The organism is Dechloromonas sp. A34 (genome assembly GCF_026261605.1).
Classification (GTDB): domain Bacteria; phylum Pseudomonadota; class Gammaproteobacteria; order Burkholderiales; family Rhodocyclaceae; genus Azonexus.
In genome coordinates, this window is sequence record NZ_CP102486.1 from 920046 (window position 1) to 938497 (window position 18452).

The window sequence follows — 18452 nt, forward strand, 5'->3', positions numbered from 1 at the left end:
GCCGAGCTAGTGAACGGTACACACCATGCACGGATCGAACGAGCGCACCACGTGCTGCACGGTCGGCAGGGTACCGTCGCCGGCCGGCAGTCCGACCAGGGCTTGTTCGAGCGGGCCGGGCTGGTTTTCGCGGTCGCGCGGCGAGAAGTTCCAGGTGGTCGGGGCGATGATCTGGTAGCGCTCGATGTGGCCGCGTTTGACGCTGAGCCAGTGGCCGAGGCTGCCACGGGCGGCTTCGACGAGGCCGATGCCTTCGCCGGATTCGGGCAGCGGGGCCGGCAGGCAGAAGGGATCGCCGGGCACGAGGTCGCGCACCCATTGCTCCATGGCCGGCAGGACGCCGGCCAGTTCGATCATGCGGGCGACGACACGGGCGGTGACGCTGGCGCCGTGGCGCTCGACCAGGTCGCGGGCCAGCCGGTTGCCGGCCACCACCTGGCGGGCCAGGGCGCCGGTTTCGACGACCTGCCCGGCGTAGCGCGGCGACTTGCACCAGGTGTAGGCGCCCGCCTTCTCGGCATTGACGACGGTTTCGCCGCGGGCGGGGGGCAGCGGCTCGCTGTCGGCCAGCCAGGCGTGGCGGGTGTCTTCGGTGATCTTCGTGGCGTCGAGCTTCGCCGGCGGCGCATCGGGTTGCCAGAGGCCACTGGCGAACAGGCCGTAGGCACCATAGGACAGGAAGCGGTCGGCGGCGCGGCCGGTGCGTTCCAGCGCGAGATCGCCGGCGGCGTGCAGGAAGAGCGGGAAATCGGCGTTGCGCCCGGCCGCCCAGGCCAGCAGGGCTTGTTCGGAATCCAGCGCGCTAAAGGCTTCCAGCGTATCGCCGAGCAGGACGTTCTCGAGAAAGGCGCGGAATTCGCGGAGCAGGGCGAGGACGCGGATGCGCTCGGCCGGCGTCATCGCCTTGGTGCTGCCGCCGGGTTGCAGGGCCAGGGTGTGCGGCCAGCGCCCGGCCAGGAAGCCGATCAGGTTGAAGAAGCGGGCCCGGGCCTGGAGCACGTCGCCGGCTGCCTTGCCCTTGACGGCCATGAAACGCGCCGCCACCGGGGCGTACCAGTCACGCCCGGCATAGACCGAGCGGGCGAAATCCGGCATGAAGAAGAGGTAGAAATGGGTCAGGTGGTCGGCCAGGTTCTCGGTCGCCTGGATCAGGCGCTGGGCGAGGAGGCCGTTGGGCGGCGGCGTGATGCCGGCCAGGTCGGCGAGCGCGGTGGCTGCGGCGGCCGACTGGGCGACCGAGCAGATGCCGCAAATGCGCGGCACGATGGTCAGCGCATCTTCCGGCAGGCGGCCGATCAGCACTTGCTCGAAGCCGCGAAAGAGCGGCGAATTGACCTGGGCGGAGACGACGTGGCCTCCCTCGACCTCGAGATTGACCTCGAGGTCGCCTTCGACGCGATTGAAGGGGCCGAGCTGGATGCGCTTCACTTGACGCCCTTCTTGACCGTCGGCCGGACGACCGGGTGGTCGACCACCGAGTTGTCGCGCACCCGTTTCGGGGTCGCCGACTTGGAGAGCGCGGCGAGCGCGACGAACCAGGCCTTGGGCATGTCGGTCGGCAGGCCGATCGGGATGCCGGCGACCTTGGGGGTCTGCTGGAAAGCATGGCCGGGCGATTCGAAACCCGGTTCGGTACAGGCGATGCAGGCGAAGCCGCCGCGCAGGCAGGAGCCGCTGCCGTTCCAGGGCCGCAGGTTGCAGTCGGCGTGGGCCTGCGTGCCCTTGCAGCCGAGGTTTTCCATGAGGCAGCCGAGGTCGGAATGCTTCTGCGCGCTGGCCTTGAATTCGTAGAACTCGTTGCGGGCGCAGCCGTGGTGCACCAGCTGGTCGGCGTAGAGCAGGGGACGGCCGAATTCGTCGAGATCGCTGGCGTTCAGGCCTTCCAGCGCCAGCTTTTCCAGGGTGTCGACGACCCAGCCGGGATGCGTCGGGCAACCGGCGATATTGACCACCGGCAGCCCGCCGCTGGACTGGAAGGCGGCGCCGAGCAGGCCGCCCGGCGTGTCGGTGTCGTATTGCAGGCCGCAGGCTTCCAGCGGGTTGCCCGGCGTGCTGGCCGAGAGGCCGCCGTAGGCCGTGCAGGAACCGATGGCGAACACCCAGCGGGCCTGGCGGGCGAGGCGTTCGACCCATTCGGTGAGCGGCCGGCCATCGCCGGCCATCAGGTGGAACTTGCCGCTGCCGTTCGGGCCGCGCAGCATGGCGCCCTCGACGCAGAGCACGTCGAAGGCCAGGCGACCAGCGGCGCACTCTTCGAGAATGGCCAGCGCTTCTTCGCCGCTTTCGAGCGCGAGGGCCGGGTGCCAGAGGAACTCGATGCCGGCATCGCGCAATTCGTCGAACAGGGGGCGCGGCGCGGCGCACAGCATGGACTGGGTGCAGCCGCCGCAGCCGGCACTTTGCAGCCAGAGAACTTTCATTCCGCGGTTTCCAGGCCGTAGCGGACCAGCTTGGCGCGCAGGCCGACGCGCGACAGGCCGAGTTCGCGGGCAGCCCGCGACTTGTTGCCGCGGTGGCGCAGCATGGCCTGTTGCAGCACCCTCTGTTCAAGCTGTTCCATGCGTTCGCGCAGGCCACCTGACAGCCCATCGACGACGCTTTCGTGCGCGCTCGCCACGGCCACCGCCTTGGCGCCGAGCAGGCGCGGCGACAACAGATCGGCGTCGAGCTTGGCCGTGTCGGCCAGCGCCACCATGCGCAGGATCTCGTTCTGCAATTCGCGGACATTCCCGGGCCACTGGTAGGCGGCCAGTCCAGCCAGCGCCTCGTCGCTGAAACCGTCGATCGCCTTGTCGAGCGAGCGGGCGCTGCTCTCGAGCAGGCGCCGGGCGAGCAGCGGCAGGTCCATCGGCCGTTCGCGCAAGGGCGGGACATGCAAAGAGATGGTCGCCAGCCGGTAATAGAGATCCTCGCGGAAGCGCCCGGTGCGGACGTCTTCCTCGAGGTCGCGGTTGGTGGCGGCGATCACCCGGACATCGACATTGACCGACCGGCTGCTGCCCAGCGGGCGGAACTCGCCTTCCTGCAAGGCGCGCAACAGCTTGACCTGGAAAGCCGGGCTGGTCTCGCCGATTTCGTCGAGGAACAGCGTGCCGCCGTCGGCCTGCTGGAAGAGGCCGACCCGGTCCTCGACGGCGCCAGTGAAGGCGCCGCGCTTGTAGCCGAAAAGTTCGGATTCGAGAAGGCTGTCGGGCAGGGCGCCGCAGTTTTCGGTGATGAAAGGCTTGTCGGCGCGCCGGCTTTCATAGTGAATGGCACGCGCGAACATTTCCTTGCCGGTGCCCGATTCGCCGGTCACCATGACCGACAGGTCGTAGGGGGCGACGCGGTGGACCAGCGCGCAGACCACTTCGAGCGGGCTGCCCGGGGCGCGGATCAGGGCGCCCAGGCCGAAACTGGTCCAGGCCTTTTCCTGTTTGGTCTCGACGCGTTTTTTGAGCACCGGCTCGGCCGTGCGCAGGTCGAGCGACAGGCGCTGGTTCTCCTGTTGCAAGCGCCAGACTTCGGCGGCGCGTTGCAGGGTCAGCAGGAGCTGTTCCGGTTGCCAGGGCTTGAGCAGGTATTGCCAGATGCCGGCCTCGTTGACGCCGGTGATGATGTCCTCGGCGTCGGTATAGCCGGACAGGATGATGCGCACCATGTCCGGCCAGCGCAGGCGGACATCCTTCAGGAACTCGACGCCGGTGGTGCCGGGCATGCGCTGGTCGCAGAGCACGATGCGGATAGCGGCGCTTGGCTGCTCGCGTTCGAGGATGTCCATTCCTTCCCGCGCACTGGAGGCGCAGAACACCTCGAAATCCTCCTCCAGCGTGCGGCGCAGGGCTTCCTGCGAACGCACCTCGTCATCGACGACGAGTACGGCGGGCAGGCGGCGCAGGCTGGGGGTCATGTCGGTACTTTCCAGTCGAGATCACGGTGGCGGGCGAGATGACGCGGCGTCCACGAATGCGGCGAGTGGGAGACGAAATGATAGCGCGCGACGTGATACGAGGGATCGAAACCGTAGAAATTGCGGCGCATTTCCTGCAACTCCTCGGCCCGGTAATCGGCCAGCGGCTTGGTCGCCTCGTCGGCGGCGCGTTTGGCCCGCTTGGCGGCCAGTTGTGCCTCGATATCCGGGGCAGCGGCCAGTTCGGCGGCACGGCGTGCGACATCGACCGCGAAGCCCGGTCCCGGCAGGCAGGCGTCGTAGAAGCCGAGACGGACCGCCTCCGGCGCCGTCATCGGCAGCCGGTGGCGCATGATGGCCTGCGCGCCATCCGGGCCGACGCGGGGCGGCAGCAGGTAGGTCCAGAATTCCGAGCCGTAGAGGTTGCCCATGTTCTTATAGTGCGGATTGAGCATCGCCCCGTCGCGGACCCAGACGAAATCGGCGGCGCGCGCCAGGAAGCAGCCGCCGGCCCCGGCATTGCCGCCGACGGCGGCCACCGTCAATTGCGTTTCGCAGCGCAGGATGGCCTCGGCCAGATCGTCGATGGCGTTGATGTTGGCCCAGGACTCGTCGGCCGGGCTGTCGGCGGCCTCGATGGTGTTCAGGTGGATGCCGTTCGACCAGAAATCGCCGCCGCCGCGCAGCACGATGACCGTGGTCGGCCGCGCCGTCGCCCACCGGAAGGCCTCGCCCAGTCGCCGGCATTGCGCCGTGCTCATTGCGCCGTTGTAGAACTCGAAGGACAGGAAGCCGACGCCGCCGGCTTCTTCGTAGGCGATGTCCTGCCAGGTCGGCGCCGGCGCTTTCCAGCAATCGGCGAGCGGCAGTTCGGGGAGTTCGTCCGCTTCGGGAAAGGCCAGCGTCGCCGGCAGCTTCAGGCCACCGGTGCGCCGGACATGGCCAAGCCACACGGCGCCGTCGGCGGTGGCCCGCAGGATGGCCGTTTCGCGCCGGCCGAGCAGGCTGCCCGGCGCGCCTTTGAGCCTGGCTTCCGGCCAGGCGTCGAACAAATGGCAAGGCTGGCCGAACAACTCACCGGCGATGCCGGGCAGGCCATCGGCCGCGTTCAGTTTGGCCAGTACCGATGCCGTTGTTTCGTGCTGCCAGTCGATGGCACGGTCGCTTTGCTTGATCGGTGCATGCGCCTGGCCCGGCATGCGTTCCGGCACGAAATTCTGGCTGGCGAAGCGCTCGACGGCGGTCAGCACCGCCTTGACCGCAGCTTCGGTGACTTCGTTGCGATAGATCGAGGATTTCTTGGCCGCCCGCAATGAAAAGTTGGCTGCGGCCCAGACCGGGCCCGCATCCATCTCGGCTTCCGCTTGCAGAACCGTGACCCCCCAGTTCGCAACGCTGTTCTGGATGGCCCAGTCCAGCGCCGAAGGGCCGCGGTCGCCGACGATGCCGGGATGAACGATCAGGCAGCAGTGCCGCGACCAGATCGCGCCAGGAATCGCCCGTTTGAGGAAGGGGGCGATGATCAGATCCGGACGAAAACGCTCTACCGCCTCCACCGCGACCGAGTCGGCAATGTCGAATTCGATGCTGAGTTGATGCCCACGCCCGCTCAGTTCGCAGAAAAGGCGCTGGGTGAGGCTATTGAAACTGTGTGTAAAGAACAATATTCGCATTTGTACAAATCTTTACAAATCATTCCAGTGGAATAACCCTATGGACAGAGCGGGTTTGGGGTGAGGTCTTTGTCATATTGGGCAACTCTATAACTTTCGCCATATTTTTCAATCGCTTGCCTTTGCCTACGATGCGCTGCAACAAAAAAGAGCATTTCAGGAGGTTTGGCAACATGCACACTCAACGCAAGCAAGCAACGACCCGGGCATCTCGTCCGGCCCGGGCTCCGCGGCCCGAATACACGGCGGCGGTTCGCTATCTGGATGGGCGTCGCGACATCTTCCGGGTGCGCAACGCCGACGACATCGCCGACGCGCGCGCCGTGGTAATCGCCGAACTGGGCGAAGTGCAGAGCCTGGTCATCGCCCTGCGTCCTTAACATATCCGCGGCAACTGCTCGCCGGACAGCCAGTCCACGATCCGCTTGCCGCCGAATCCGGTGGTCATCTGGACAAAATGGTGCGCATCTTCGTGCACCGTGCCGATCACGGCAGCAGCGCCGCCCAGTGGGTGCGCCCGCATTGCGGCGAGCAGCTTTTCGGCATCCTGTTGGGCGCAGATGGCGACCAGTTTGCCTTCGTTGGCAACATAGAGCGGGTCCAGGCCGAGAAATTCGCAGGCCGCGTTGACCGCCGGTTTCACCGGCAGCGCCTTTTCCTGCAGCATCATGCCGACGCCCGACTGCTGGGCGATCTCGTTCAGCGTCGTGGCCAGCCCGCCGCGGGTCGGGTCGCGCAACACGTGAATCTCCGCGCCGCTGTCGCGCATGGCGGCAATCAGGCCGTGCAGCGCCGCGGTGTCGGAGACGATGGGCGATTCGAAGCCGAGGCTTTCGCGCACCGCCATGATCGCCATGCCGTGATCGCCGAGCGTGCCCGAAACCAGGATCGCATCGCCCGGCTGCGCGTTGCGCCCGGAGAGCTCCTTGCCCGGTGCCACGACGCCGACGCCGGTGGTCGTGATGAACACCCCGTCACCCTTGCCGCGCTCGACGACCTTGGTGTCGCCGGTCACGATCGGCACCCCGGCTTCTTTCGCCGCTTTGGCCATGCTCTGTACGATCAGCGCCAGATCGGCGAGTTTGAAGCCTTCTTCGAGGATGAAGCCGGCGGAAAGCCAGAGCGGGGTCGCCCCCATCACCGCCACGTCGTTGATCGTGCCGTGCACCGAGAGACAGCCGATGTCGCCGCCGGGAAAGAACAGCGGCGAGACCACGTGGCTGTCGGTGGCCATCACCAGCCGTCCGGCGCCGGGCGCCGGCAGGAGCGCGCCGTCGTCGCCCTGGGCCAGGTATTCGTTGCCGAGATGCCTGGCGAACAACTCCTCGATCAGTTGCGCCATGGCCCGGCCGCCCGAGCCGTGCGCCATGTCGACCTGGCCGTGCTTGATATCGAGGGGCCGGACATAGCCTTTGCGAACTTCAGACATCCTTGTAGCGTCCATAAGTGTAGTGGGCGGCGCAGGCGCCTTCGGAACTGACCATGCAGGAGCCGATCGGGTTTTCCGGCGTACAGACCGTGCCGAACAGCTTGCAGTCCTGCGGCCGCTTGACGCCGCGCAGGATGGCGCCGCATTCGCAGGCCTTGTGATCCGGCACCGGCTGGTAATCGAGCGGGAAGCGTTTTTCGGCGTCAAATTCGGCGAACTGGCTGCGAATGCGCAGCGCCGAGTAGGGCAGTATGTTCAAACCGCGCCATTCGAAATTCTTGCGCATTTCGAAGACCTCGGCGACCAGTTGCTGCGCCTTCTTGTTGCCGTCGCGGTCGACGGCGCGCGAAAACTCGTTCTCGACCTCGGCACGGCCTTCATTGACCTGGCGGATCAGCATGCGGATCGCCTGCATGACGTCGAGCGGCTCGAAACCGGCGATGACCACCGGCTTCCTATATTCCTCGGCGAAGAATTCGTAGGGCCGGCTGCCGATGATGGTCGACACGTGGGCCGGGCCGATGAAACCGTCGAGCGGCACGGTACCCCACTGGCGCACTTCCGGCGATTCGAGGATGCTCGAAATGGCCGAGGGGGTCAGCACGTGGCAGCAGAGCACCGAGAAATTCTTCAGGCCGAGCGTGGCGGCCTGCTTGATCGCTACGGCAGTGGGCGGGGTCGTCGTCTCGAAGCCGATGGCGAAGAAGACGACCTGTTTGTCGGGGTTTTTCTGGGCCAGTGCTACGGCATCGGCGCTCGAATACACCATGCGGATGTCGCCGCCACGGGCTTTCGCCTTCAACAACGACAGGCTGTCGGAAGCCGGTACACGCAGGCAGTCGCCGTAGGTGCATAGCGTGACGCCATTTTCCAGCGCCAGCCGGATGGCCTGGTCGACGCGGCCGATGGGCAGCACGCAAACCGGGCAGCCCGGGCCGTGGATCATTTTGACGTTGTCGGGCAGCAGGTCGGAGACGCCGTAGCGCGAGATGGCGTGGGTGTGGCCGCCGCAGAATTCCATGAAATGGTAGCGCCGCTCGGGATTCGCCTCGCGGCGGATGGCCTCGGCCAGTCCCCTGGCGACTTCGCCATCGCGGAATTCGTCGATGTATTTCATCAATGAACGGCGGAAGGGGCGTCGAGCTGGCCGAGTTCGGCGAATAGCGCCAGGGTCTTGGCCGCCTCTTCCGGGTCGAGCTTGTTCAGGGCGTAGCCGACATGGACGATGACGTAGTCGCCGACCACGACGTTGTCGACCAGGGCCAGCGAAATTTCCTTTTTGACGCCGGCCAGATCGACCACGGCTAGGTCGTCGGAGCGCAATTCAACGATGCGCGCGGGTATCGCCAGACACATCAGCGCACCTCCTTGTTGAGAGCCTTGCATTCTGCTGCAAAGAAGCTATCCCCCGCAATCGGCACCTTAGTGACCACCTGGCCGGCGACCAGCCAGGCGTCGGAAGAAGCCGCGGCGGGGATTCTCGGCCGGCGCTTCCGGGCGGGAGCCGCGGCTGGCGCCGGGGCGGTGCCGGCAGGGCAAACACCGAGCGCAGCGCATCGAGCGCCGCCTGGCGCGCCGTCGCCATGTCGGCGATGGCGGTGACCGGGGCGATCAGCGGGCAGTATTGATAGGGGCCGATTGCTGGGTCGTTGTCGGCAATGAACTGCAAGGTACCGCAGGGCAGTTCGAGAAAGCGCCGCTGGCCGGCCGGAATGTCGCCCCACAACTGGCCGCCGCCGGAAAGCAAGAAAAGATTCAGGAACCACGGCGTGACGACGACGCCCAGCCAGTCGCCCTCGTGGCGGATGAAACCGAGCGCCTCGACGGCGAGCGCCGGATTGACGAAGGGCAGGTCATGCATCTGGGTTTGCCAGATCTGGCGGAAGTGGGCTTCGAGAAAGGCCGTCGGGTCGCTGTCGCGGGCAATGGCAGCGCGCACCGGGGGCGGGGCCAGGGCGGGCTTGCGGATGGTCTCGCTCATCTTGCTGGCAAATCCTGGAAATAAGCTTCCGCTGCATAATCGCCTTCCAGCGAGGCGGCCAGCGCGCTCAGCGCCTCCTCGATCAGCGCCAGTTGTTCCGGCTCGACCACTTCCCGGGCCAGGCCCAGGGAAGTCAGGACCCAGGTGCCGACCGGCTGGGCGCCGAGCAGCATCATGTTGATCCGCTCACGGCGCTCGCCGCGTTCGACCCAGGCAAAATCACCTTCGCCCTCCCAGGACACAACCTGCATTGGAATGGACAGGCACATTAGGGGCGCGCCTCGACGACCAGCCCGTGCTCACGCAACTCGGCGACGGTCAGGTCGACCAGTTCAGGCACGCGGACGGCGACCGCCGGGGTTAGTTCCATGCCGAGTGACATCGAAGCCGGCTCGATACCGACGATGACGGTCGCCCGCGGCGCCTTCCCGGTAAATTCCAGGCTGGCCAGGACGTCGGAGAGCCCGATCTGATGCGGCGACAGCTTGGTCTTGAAAAAGACCGGCACGGCATCGCCCTTGATCACGACATGGGTCGCCGGCGGCGAGCCGCTGCGCACGCAATCGACGACGACCAGCAGATCGAGATCTTCCAGTTGTTCGAGCATTTCCATGGCGCAGGTGCCGCCATCGATCACTTCGACATCGGGCGGCAGGAGAAAGGCCTTCTCCAATGCCTCGATGACATGCACCCCAACCCCCTCGTCGGAAAGCAGGGTGTTGCCGATACCGAGAACTACGGTTTTAGTCATTGGATGTTAGGAGTTAGCTGCTAGTTAAAAACAAACTTGGGGCGCCAAGGCGCCCCAAGTTTACTCGATCTTCGATCCTACTAAGCCGCCGTCACCGTGACGACCGGCCGGCTTTCCTGATCGACGACATGCACGGCGCAGGCCAGGCAGGGGTCGAAGGAATGCACCGTGCGCAGCACTTCGAGCGGCTTCTCGGGATCGGCCACCGGGTTGTCGAGCAGGCAGGCCTCGTAGGCGCCGGGCTGATCCTTCTCGTTGCGCGGCGCGGCATTCCAGGTGGTGGGGACGACGCACTGGTAGTTCTTGATCTTGCCGTCCTCGATCACCACCCAGTGCGACAGCACGCCGCGCGGCGCTTCGTGGAAGCCGACGCCGACCTGCTCGCCCTTGGGGAAGGTCGGCTTGTTGAAGGTCTTGAGATCGCCCTTGGCCATGTTGGCGAGCAGCAGATCCCACTGTTTGGCAAGCTCATCCGACTGCACGGCACAGCCGACGGCGCGCGCCGCATGGCGGCCGATGGTCGAGTGCATGGCCTCCAGCCCGACCTTGGTGCCGGCGATCGCCGACACCTTGTCGAGCGCCGCCGTGGCATAGAGCTTGGTCGGCTCGTGGCCGGCGGCCAGCATGTTGAGGACGCGGGCCAACGGGCCGACCTGCATCGGCTTGCCGTAGAAGGTCGGCGACTTCAGCCAGCTGTATTTGCCGTCATCCTGGAAGTCGGTGTAATTCGGCTGGGTCTCGCCCTTGTAGGGATGCAGCGACTTGTCGTTGCCGTCCTTGTAGTCGTACCAGGAGTGCTTTATCGCCTCGGAGACGCCGTCGGTGAAATACTTGTCGTTGAAGTTGGTGATCGGCTTGTAGCTCTCCAGCTTGCCGTCCGCAATATAGCCGCCGGGCAGTGCAAACTGCGTGCCCTTGCCGTCGAGCGGGATGTCCGGCACGCACAGGTAGTCGGTGATGCCGCGGCCGACCGTGGTCCAGTCGGCGTAGAAGGCGCCGATCGCGGCGACGTCGGGCAGATAGACGTTCTTGACGAAATCGTCGAGCTTGCCTATCCATTCCTTGACCGCCAGCAGGCGCTCGATGGTCAGCACCGACTGCGAGTCGACCGACAGCGCGTTGGCGACGCCGCCGACCGCGACGTTCTGGATGTGCGGCGACTTGGAACCGAGCACGGCGACGATCTTGCTGGCGTAGCGCTGCACTTCCAGGGCCTGCAGGTAATGCACGACGGCCATCAGGTTGACCTCAGGCGTCAGCTTCATCGCCGGGTGGCCCCAGTAGCCGTTGGTGAAGATGCCGAGCTGGCCGGTGCCGACGAAGCCGGTCAGCTTTTCCTGCACCTTCTTGAACTCGGCCTTGCTGTTGCCGTTCCAGTTGGACAGGCTTTGCGCCAGCGAGGCGGATTTTTCCGGATCGGCCTTCAGGGCAGAGACCACGTCCACCCAGTCGAGGGCCGAGAGGTGGTAGAAATGCACGATATGGTCATGGATGGCGTGGGCCAGCATGATCATGTTGCGGATGTACTGGGCGTTGACCGGGATTTCCAGCTGCAGCGCATTCTCGACGGCACGCACCGAGGCCATGGCATGGACCGTGGTGCACACGCCGCAGATGCGCTGGGTGATCGCCCAGGCGTCGCGCGGGTCGCGGCCGATCAGGATGTTCTCGACGCCGCGCCACATCTGGCCGGAGGCCCAGGCCTTCTTGACGCGGCCGCCGTCCACTTCGACGTCGACGCGCAGGTGGCCCTCGATGCGGGTGACCGGGTCAATGGTGACTCGTTTGGACATGTTTTTCTCCTATCCCTGAATTCAGTGGGCGGCTTCTTCGCGCGGCAGCACGGGGAAGCGGCGGGTGATGATGATGTAGCCGAGGACCTCGGTGGCGAACATGCCGAGGGTGACCAGCATTTCGGCGATGCTCGGGAAGTAGTTCCAGCCCGGACCGGTGTCGTAACCGATCAGGAAGCCGTTGACGCGCAGGAAGACGCCGCCGAGCATGATCGCGACACCGGCCAGGAACAGCCGGGCCGGATTGCGCCGGGCGTCTGCCGAGCCGATCAGCGCAAAGGGCAGTGCAAAGAGGATCATCTCGATCCAGAAGACCAGCGCTTCCAGGCTCGGACTGAAGGCATGGCCCAGCGCGCCGCGTACGACGAGGTCGGCGATGCGGACTACCAGATAGACGGCCAGGATGCCGAGCATGATCTTGGCCATCGGCTGCAGCAGGTGCACTTCGATCTGCCGGCGGTAGGCCGAGGAGGCGACACAGGATTCGAAGAGCACGACGCCGTAACCGATGACGATGGCGGTCAGCAGGTAGAGCAGCGGCACGACCGGCGTCTGCCACAGCGGATTGACCTGGCTGCCCATGACAACCAGCATGGTGCCCAGCGAGGACTGGTGCATCATCGGCAGCAGGGTGCCGAGGGCGATGAAGAAGAACAGTGCCTTGTTCAACTTCTTCTTGGCATCGCGCAGGCCCCACTTCTCCATGAACACCGGCGAGAACTCGATCCACATCACCAGCACGTAGGCCGTAATGCAGACCGCCACCTCGAACATTACCGAGTTCGGGTTGGCGTAGGTCGGCCACAGGATGTGCCAGAAATTCCAGTAGCGGCCGAGGTCGAAAAGCACCCCGATGCCGGCCAGCGTATAGCCGAACAGGCTGGCCAGCAGCGCCGGCCGGACCAGTGGGTGGTATTCGCCCTTGTTGAAAATGTAGACCAGCATGGCGACCGAGAAACCGCCGCAGGCGAAGGCCGAGCCGATGACGACATCGAAGACGACCCAGATGCCCCACGGGTAACCATCGTTGAGGTTGGTTACGGCGCCCAGTCCGAAGATGAAGCGGGTGATCAGGATGGCGATCATTACAGCGATCAGGATCCCGCAGACGAAAGTGGCAGTGTTGAACAGCTTGCCGCCGACCGGCGCCGGTACTGCATGTTGATGGCTGCTCATCTCATTCCCCTCCTTGCGCCGGTTCGTCGTCGGGCACCACGTTGCGCCGGGCCACCCAGGTCAGCCCGGCGAGCACGGCAATCGGCATGAGCAGGCCGCCATACAGCGTGTGCTGGATGGTTTCCGAGGTCGCGGCCGAGGAGCGCGGCGGCAGATTGGGCATGCCGAGCTTCTCGAAATTGACCGCCGAGAGCTTGAGCACCTGGGTGCCGCCGTACTCGGTTTCGCCATAGACGTGATTGATGTAGTTGCCGACCTGGGCTTCGTAGCCCTGGTCGAGCGGCCCCTTCCATTTGGCGGCATCTTCCGGGGTTTCGCCTTTGGCCGGCAGGCGACCGCGCGGTACCGTTGTCCACGCGCCGGGCTTCAGCGCCAGGCGGCGCTTGGCCTCGGCCAGCAGGTCCTCGGTGCGGCCGAACAGCGTCGCCCCGGTCGGGCAGACCTCGGCGCAGGCCGAGTAGTGGCCGTCCTTGGCGCGGTGCCGGCACAACTCGCACTTGCCGATCTTGCCGGTCGGCGAATCGTACTGGTACTTGGGAATGCCGAACGGGCAGGCGGCGACGCAGTAACGGCAGCCGATGCAGGCATCGGCGTCGTAGCCGACGACGCCGGTCACCGGGTCTTTCTGCATGGCCGAGACCGGGCAGGCCGAAACGCAGGACGGGTCGGCGCAGTGCATGCACGAGGTCTTCATGAAGGAGAAGCCGTTTTCTTCGGCGTCCTTGGCCTGCATCGTGCCGTTGCGGTACATCTTGATCAGGTTGAAGGTGTGGCCCGAGGTGTCGAGCGGGGTGTCCCACAACTTGTCCATGGCCGTGAACTCGGCCGGGTTGTCGTTGGCCCGCTTGCAGGCCGCGACACAGGCCTGACAACCGACGCAGAGGGTTGCGTCGTAGAGCAGGCCGAGGCCTTCCGGCGGGCGTTGCAAGGTGTCGCGGGCGCCGGCCGTTTCCGGGACGACGGCAGCGGCCGCCACGGCCCCACCGGCCAGGCAGCCCTTGAGGAAGTTGCGCCGCGAGTTTTTGTCGGGTGTCATCTCAGACCTCCGTCGATTCGCTGGCCTTGCTGCCGTCCTTCTTGGCCTTCTCCAGTTCCTCGGCCTGGTGCGACAGGCCGAGATTCTTCGTCACCATCACCCCGGCGCCGGCTGCGGCACCGGCTACGGCGGCCAGCACAGCGGCGGCGCCGAGCGAGGCGCCGATGCCCTTTTCCTCGACGATGCGGGGCAGGAAGGCGCTGGGTTCGATATTCTTCATCTTGGACAGGGCGTGGATCGGCTTGGCGAAACCGATGCCCTGCTCGGTGCAGCCGATGCAGGGATGGCCGCAGGCCACCGGCCAGGTGCCGGCGCCGGCGTCGCCGAACATGATGACCGAGCAGTTGGCGTAGGTTTCCGGGCCCTTGCAGCCCAGCTTGTAGAGGCAGTGGCCCTTGCGGTGGCCCTCGTCGCCGAATTCCATGGCGAAGCGGCCGGCGTCGAAGTGGGCGCGGCGCTCGCAGTTTTCGTGGATCAGCCGCGAGTAGGCGAACTTCGGGCGGCCTAGGTGATCGACCGCCGGCAGCGCGCCGAAGGTCAGGAAGTGCACCACCGTCGACAGGAAGTTGTAGGGGTTGGGCGGGCAGCCGGGAATGGTTACCACCGGCTTGCCGAGCACCTGGCCGACGCTGGAGGCGCCGGTCGGATTGGGATCGGTCGATGGCATGCCGCCCCAGGAGGCGCAGGAGCCGATGGCGATCACCGCCGCGGCGTCGGCGGCGCATTCCTTGAGCAATTCGATGGCCGTCTTGCCGCCGATCTTGCAATAGATGCCGCCGTCGCGGGTCGGAATCGCCCCTTCGACGACCAGGATGTACTTGCCCTTGTGTTGCTCCATCGCCGATTTGCGCGCCGCCTCGACCTGATGGCCGGCCGCGGCAAACAGCGTCTCGTGGTAGTCGAGCGAAATGACGTCGAGGATCAGCTTTTCCAGCGTCGGATGCTCGGCGCGCAGCATCGATTCGGTGCACCCGGTGCATTCCTGGAAGTGCAGCCAGATGACGCTCGGCCGCTGTTTGGTCGCCACCGCTTCGGCGACGGCCGCGTCGGCACCCTGCGGTAGGCCCAGGGTGGTCGCCAGGGCGGCGCAGAATTGCAGAAACTCGCGGCGCGTCATCGACAGACGCTCCGCGGCCGCCAGGATGCGCGGATCACTCTCCAGCGAGATCAGTTGTTGCTTGGCCATTTCTCCTCCGTTTTCCTCTGATGTCGGGCGTTGGCCGACCAGGTCTCTCTATTGGGGAGTTGGCGTTTTTTCTAATATTAGCAACTAGCGAGCCAGAAACGATTGTTGTTTATATCCAGCAGCTTAGAGAGATTTCTGGGGAAAAGTGGCGCGTCGGATTGGAATCTGACTTTCCATTTTTGGCAAATAATGGAAAGTTGCTTGCCAGCCTAAGAACTAGGGATTCGGGCTGGCCTGGCGTGCGACCCAGGCCTGGCCCAGGGCCAGGCCGCCATCGTTGGCCGGGCCTGCCGGGCTTCGAGCAGGGTTAGGCCGGCGCTTTCGAGCGGCCGCCGGAGGGCGGCCATCAATATCGCGTTCATCGCGCAGCCGCCGCCGACGGCGATCTGCGTCAGGTTTTCGCGATGAGCGGCGTCAATCAGCCATTCGGCCAGTCCGGCAGCCAGCGTGGCATGGAACTGGGCGGCGCCGAGGGCGGTGTCCTGGCAGGTCAGCAGGCCGGTGAGCAGCGCCGTGAAGTCGAGAACAGCTCCTTTGTCCACTATCTGGTAGCCGCCGGGCAATGGCGCGGTCGGTCCGTGGCGGGCGGCCAGGCCTTCCAGTTCCATCGCCGCCTGGCCTTCGTAGTGCGCCAGGTCGCTGACCCCTAGCAGGCCGGCGGCGGCGTCGAACCAGCGGCCGAGGCTGCTGGTATGCGGGCTGCGCAGCTGGCGCTCGAGCATCAGCAGCAGAGGCGTCGCCTCGCGTTCGGGATAATGCTGTTTCAACCAGCCTCCGACCCGGTAATCCATCCCCGCGCCATGCAGGGCCGATACCGCCATCCGCCAGGGTTCGCGGGCGGCGCGATCGCCGCCGGGCAGGGCCAGGGTTTTCAGGTGGCCGAGGCGCTGGCAGTCGGCCCCCTCGACGCGCAGCAGTTCGCCGCCCCACAGGCCGCCGTCCGGCCCGAGGCCGACGCCGTCGATGGCCAGGCCGAGCACCGGCTCGGCGATCTGGTGTTCGGCGCAGATCGCCGCAATATGGGCATGATGGTGGGCAACCGCCAGCGCCGGGACGCCGAGCTCGGTTGCCAGGCGCAAGGCCAGTTGCGTCGAGGCGTAATCGGGGTGGAGGTCGTGGGCGATCAGTTCGGGCCTGACGTCGAGGATGCTCAGCAGGTGACCGACCGTTTCTTCGAGAAAGCCGATGGCCGCCGCATTGTCGAGGCCGCCGACGTGCTGCGAGAGGAAGGCTTCGCGATCCTTCAGCACGCACACCGTGTTCTTTAGATGGCCGCCCAGCGCCAGCACGCGCGGCCCGCCCCGGGCCAGCGCAATCGGCACCGGCACGTAGCCGCGGGCTCGCCGGATCAGGGCTGGCCCGGCGCGGACCACCGAGTCGTCGCAGCGCACGACAATCTCGCGGTCGTGCACCAGGAAAGCGTCGGCGATACCAGCCAGGCGTTCGAGCGCCTCGTCGTTGGCGATGACCAGCGGTTCGCCATGCGGGTTGGCGCTGGTCATGACCAGCAGTAGGTCGCTGGGGGCCGCGAGCCAGTCGGTGCCGGCCGGCTGGCCGGCGGCTTCGTGCCAGAGCAGGAGGTGGAGCGGCGTCGTCGGCAGCATGGCGCCGAGCCAGGCCAAGCCGGGGGCTACGTCGGGCAGTTCGGCGTCGGCCTTGGAGCACAGTACGATGGGTGCGGCGCTGCTCTGCAACAGGGCCTGTTCCGTCGGGCCGACCTGCGCGAAGTCGACGAGCGAGGCGGCGTTCAGCGCCATCACCGCGAAGGGCTTTTCCTCGCGTTGCTTGCGTTCGCGCAGTTCGGCGACGGCGGCCGCATTGCGGGCATCGCAGGCGAGATGGAATCCGCCCAGCCCCTTGATCGCAACGATGCTGCCGGCGCGCAGCCGGCGCAGGCTTTCAGCGATCGGATCGCCGGCGATGGGGGCGCCGCCCGCATCGAGCAGGCTCAGTTGCGGGCCGCAAGCCGGGCAGCAGGTGGTTTCGGCATGAAACCGGCGGTCGGCCGGCGCCTGGTATTCAGCGGCGCACGGCGCGCACAGCGGAAAGCTCGCCAGGCTGGTTTGCGCCCGGTCGTAAGGAATGCTTCGGCTGACCGTAAAGCGCGGACCGCAGTGCGTACAGGTCGTGAAGGCGTAGCGCCAGCGGCGGTTGTGCGGGGTGCAGAGGTCGGCGATGCAGTCCGGGCAGAGCGCGGCGTCGGGGCCGATGGCGGTCGTCACGTCGCCGGCAATGCTCTCCAGGATGGCGAAGCCCTGCTCACCGACCTCGGTGTCGACCGACTCGATGCCGTCGATGCGGGCCAGCGGCGGTGCTTCCTTGGGCAGGCGGGCGAGAAACTCGCCCAGTCGGTTGCCGCCGATGGCGATGCTGACGCCGGCCCCGTCATTGCGGATCCAGCCGTTCAGTCCGAGTTCGTTGGCCAGGCGCCAGACGTAGGGACGAAAACCGACGCCCTGGACAAGGCCGCGAACGCGGATCTGCCGGCCGGTCATTTTGTCGCCTGCATCTGCTCCATCTGGCGCTCCAGTTCGGCAACCCGTTGCTTCAGCGCGGCGACAGTTTCGGAGCGCTGACCGCGCTGCGCTTCGAGACCGGCTTCAATATACGAGACCCAGGCCGAGAGGCCGTCGCCCTTGGTCGCCGAGACCCGGAAAATGGTCAGGTGCGGATTGACCCGGCGCGCATTGGCTTCGGCCAGGTCGGCGTCGAATTCGAGGTAGGGCAGCAGGTCGCACTTGTTGAGCAGCATGACGTCGGCGGCACGGAACATGTCCGGATACTTGAGTGGCTTGTCCTCGCCTTCGGTGACCGAGAGGATGGCAACCTTGTGGTGCTCGCCGAGATCGAAGGCGGCCGGGCAGACCAGGTTGCCGACGTTCTCGATCAGGAACAGCGAGTCGTCTTCCGGCTTCAGGCGTTGCAGGGCCTGGCCGACCATGTGGCCGTCGAGGTGGCAGCCCTTGCCGGTGTTGATCTGCAAGGCGGCAACGCCGGTGGCGCGGATGCGCTCGGCGTCGTTCGAGGTCTGCTGGTCGCCTTCGACGACGGCGATCGCCACCTTGTCCTTCAAAAGTTCGATGGTCCGGACAAGCAGCGTGGTCTTGCCGGAGCCCGGGCTGGACACCAGGTTCAGAGCGAAGATGCCGCGCTCGTCGAACCAGCGGCGATTGGCGACGGCATAGGTGTTGTTCTTGGCGAGGATGTCCTGCTCGATCTGCACCATGCGCGACTGGCTTATCCCCGGGGCATGGGCGCGGGCCGGGCCGGTACCGTAATCGAGATCGCCGCCGACGCCGTGCTCGTGGTGCGACGCGCCATGGTCGTGAGCATGTTCGCCGGCATGATCGTGGGGGTGGCTGTGTTCGCTGCCATCTGCGTGGGGGTGCGAATGGGCATGCTCGCTGCCATGGTCGTGCGAGTGACTATGCAACGTTCCATCCGCATGAACGTGGGTGTGTTCGTGCCCGCCTTCCTCGATTTTCACTTCTCCTGCTCCACAACCGCAAACCGTACACATCGTCCCGTCTCCTATTCG

17 protein-coding genes are annotated in these 18452 nt (G+C 66.0%); 1 reads left to right on the forward strand and 16 read right to left on the reverse strand.

Going from position 1 to position 18452, the window contains the following annotated elements; all coding sequences use genetic code 11:
• Window positions 1-6: 6 nt before the first annotated feature.
• From NQE15_RS04610 to NQE15_RS04625, 4 genes are read right to left on the reverse strand one after another with little or no spacing between them, the layout of a single operon-like run.
• Window positions 7-1428, reverse strand: a complete 1422-nt coding sequence (locus NQE15_RS04610) for a nickel-dependent hydrogenase large subunit (protein WP_265946960.1) — start codon at window positions 1426-1428, stop codon at window positions 7-9.
• On the reverse strand, window positions 1425-2420 hold the full coding sequence (locus tag NQE15_RS04615; protein ID WP_265946962.1) for a HupU protein: 996 nt from the start codon (window positions 2418-2420) through the stop codon (window positions 1425-1427). The genes NQE15_RS04610 and NQE15_RS04615 overlap by 4 nt, the downstream gene beginning before the upstream one ends.
• Entirely contained in the window at window positions 2417-3889 is a 1473-nt protein-coding gene (locus NQE15_RS04620; protein ID WP_265946964.1) for a sigma-54-dependent transcriptional regulator, read from the reverse strand. Before NQE15_RS04620 ends, NQE15_RS04615 begins: the two co-directional genes overlap by 4 nt.
• Window positions 3886-5562, reverse strand: a complete 1677-nt coding sequence (locus NQE15_RS04625) for a hydrogenase maturation protein (protein WP_265946966.1) — start codon at window positions 5560-5562, stop codon at window positions 3886-3888. Before NQE15_RS04625 ends, NQE15_RS04620 begins: the two co-directional genes overlap by 4 nt.
• 173 nt (window positions 5563-5735) lie before the next feature.
• Here NQE15_RS04625 and NQE15_RS04630 point away from each other — a divergent pair, with 173 nt between their 5' ends.
• Window positions 5736-5942 carry a hypothetical protein gene (locus NQE15_RS04630; protein WP_265946968.1) on the forward strand — a complete coding sequence of 69 codons (207 nt, stop codon included), beginning with the start codon at window positions 5736-5738 and terminating at the stop codon, window positions 5940-5942.
• Here NQE15_RS04630 and hypE read toward each other — a convergent pair.
• From hypE to hypB, 12 genes are all read right to left on the reverse strand, one after another.
• Window positions 5939-6991: a hydrogenase expression/formation protein HypE gene (gene hypE, locus NQE15_RS04635; RefSeq protein ID WP_265946970.1), complete on the reverse strand. Its 1053-nt coding sequence runs from the start codon at window positions 6989-6991 to the stop codon at window positions 5939-5941. The genes NQE15_RS04630 and hypE overlap by 4 nt on opposite strands.
• On the reverse strand, window positions 6984-8108 hold the full coding sequence (gene hypD, locus NQE15_RS04640; protein ID WP_265946972.1) for a hydrogenase formation protein HypD: 1125 nt from the start codon (window positions 8106-8108) through the stop codon (window positions 6984-6986). The genes hypE and hypD overlap by 8 nt, the downstream gene beginning before the upstream one ends.
• Window positions 8108-8347: a HypC/HybG/HupF family hydrogenase formation chaperone gene (locus tag NQE15_RS04645; RefSeq protein ID WP_265946974.1), complete on the reverse strand. Its 240-nt coding sequence runs from the start codon at window positions 8345-8347 to the stop codon at window positions 8108-8110. The genes hypD and NQE15_RS04645 overlap by 1 nt, the downstream gene beginning before the upstream one ends.
• Entirely contained in the window at window positions 8316-8972 is a 657-nt protein-coding gene (gene hybE / locus NQE15_RS04650; protein ID WP_265946976.1) for a [NiFe]-hydrogenase assembly chaperone HybE, read from the reverse strand. The genes NQE15_RS04645 and hybE overlap by 32 nt, the downstream gene beginning before the upstream one ends.
• On the reverse strand, window positions 8969-9241 hold the full coding sequence (locus tag NQE15_RS04655; protein ID WP_265946978.1) for a HypC/HybG/HupF family hydrogenase formation chaperone: 273 nt from the start codon (window positions 9239-9241) through the stop codon (window positions 8969-8971). Before NQE15_RS04655 ends, hybE begins: the two co-directional genes overlap by 4 nt.
• The gene (locus tag NQE15_RS04660; RefSeq protein WP_265946981.1) at window positions 9241-9723 is read right to left on the reverse strand and encodes a HyaD/HybD family hydrogenase maturation endopeptidase; all 483 of its coding nucleotides are present in this window, start codon (window positions 9721-9723) and stop codon (window positions 9241-9243) included. Before NQE15_RS04660 ends, NQE15_RS04655 begins: the two co-directional genes overlap by 1 nt.
• Window positions 9724-9803: 80 nt before the next feature.
• Complete coding sequence (locus NQE15_RS04665; protein WP_265946983.1) at window positions 9804-11516, reverse strand: nickel-dependent hydrogenase large subunit; 1713 nt, start codon at window positions 11514-11516, stop codon at window positions 9804-9806.
• Between the two features lie 21 nt (window positions 11517-11537).
• The gene (gene hybB / locus NQE15_RS04670) at window positions 11538-12692 is read right to left on the reverse strand and encodes a Ni/Fe-hydrogenase cytochrome b subunit (protein ID WP_265946985.1); all 1155 of its coding nucleotides are present in this window, start codon (window positions 12690-12692) and stop codon (window positions 11538-11540) included.
• 1 nt (window position 12693) lies between these two features.
• The gene (gene hybA, locus NQE15_RS04675; RefSeq protein WP_265946987.1) at window positions 12694-13728 is read right to left on the reverse strand and encodes a hydrogenase 2 operon protein HybA; all 1035 of its coding nucleotides are present in this window, start codon (window positions 13726-13728) and stop codon (window positions 12694-12696) included.
• A gap of 1 nt (window position 13729) precedes the next feature.
• Window positions 13730-14914 carry a hydrogenase small subunit gene (locus NQE15_RS04680; protein WP_265946990.1) on the reverse strand — a complete coding sequence of 395 codons (1185 nt, stop codon included), beginning with the start codon at window positions 14912-14914 and terminating at the stop codon, window positions 13730-13732.
• A 209-nt stretch (window positions 14915-15123) separates the two neighbouring features.
• Window positions 15124-17409, reverse strand: coding sequence for a carbamoyltransferase HypF (gene hypF, locus NQE15_RS04685; protein ID WP_265946992.1), 2286 nt, complete (start codon window positions 17407-17409; stop codon window positions 15124-15126).
• Window positions 17406-18434 (reverse strand): hydrogenase nickel incorporation protein HypB, encoded by a 1029-nt coding sequence (gene hypB, locus NQE15_RS04690; RefSeq protein ID WP_265946994.1) that lies wholly within the window; start codon window positions 18432-18434, stop codon window positions 17406-17408. The genes hypF and hypB overlap by 4 nt, the downstream gene beginning before the upstream one ends.
• Window positions 18435-18452: the final 18 nt, after the last annotated feature.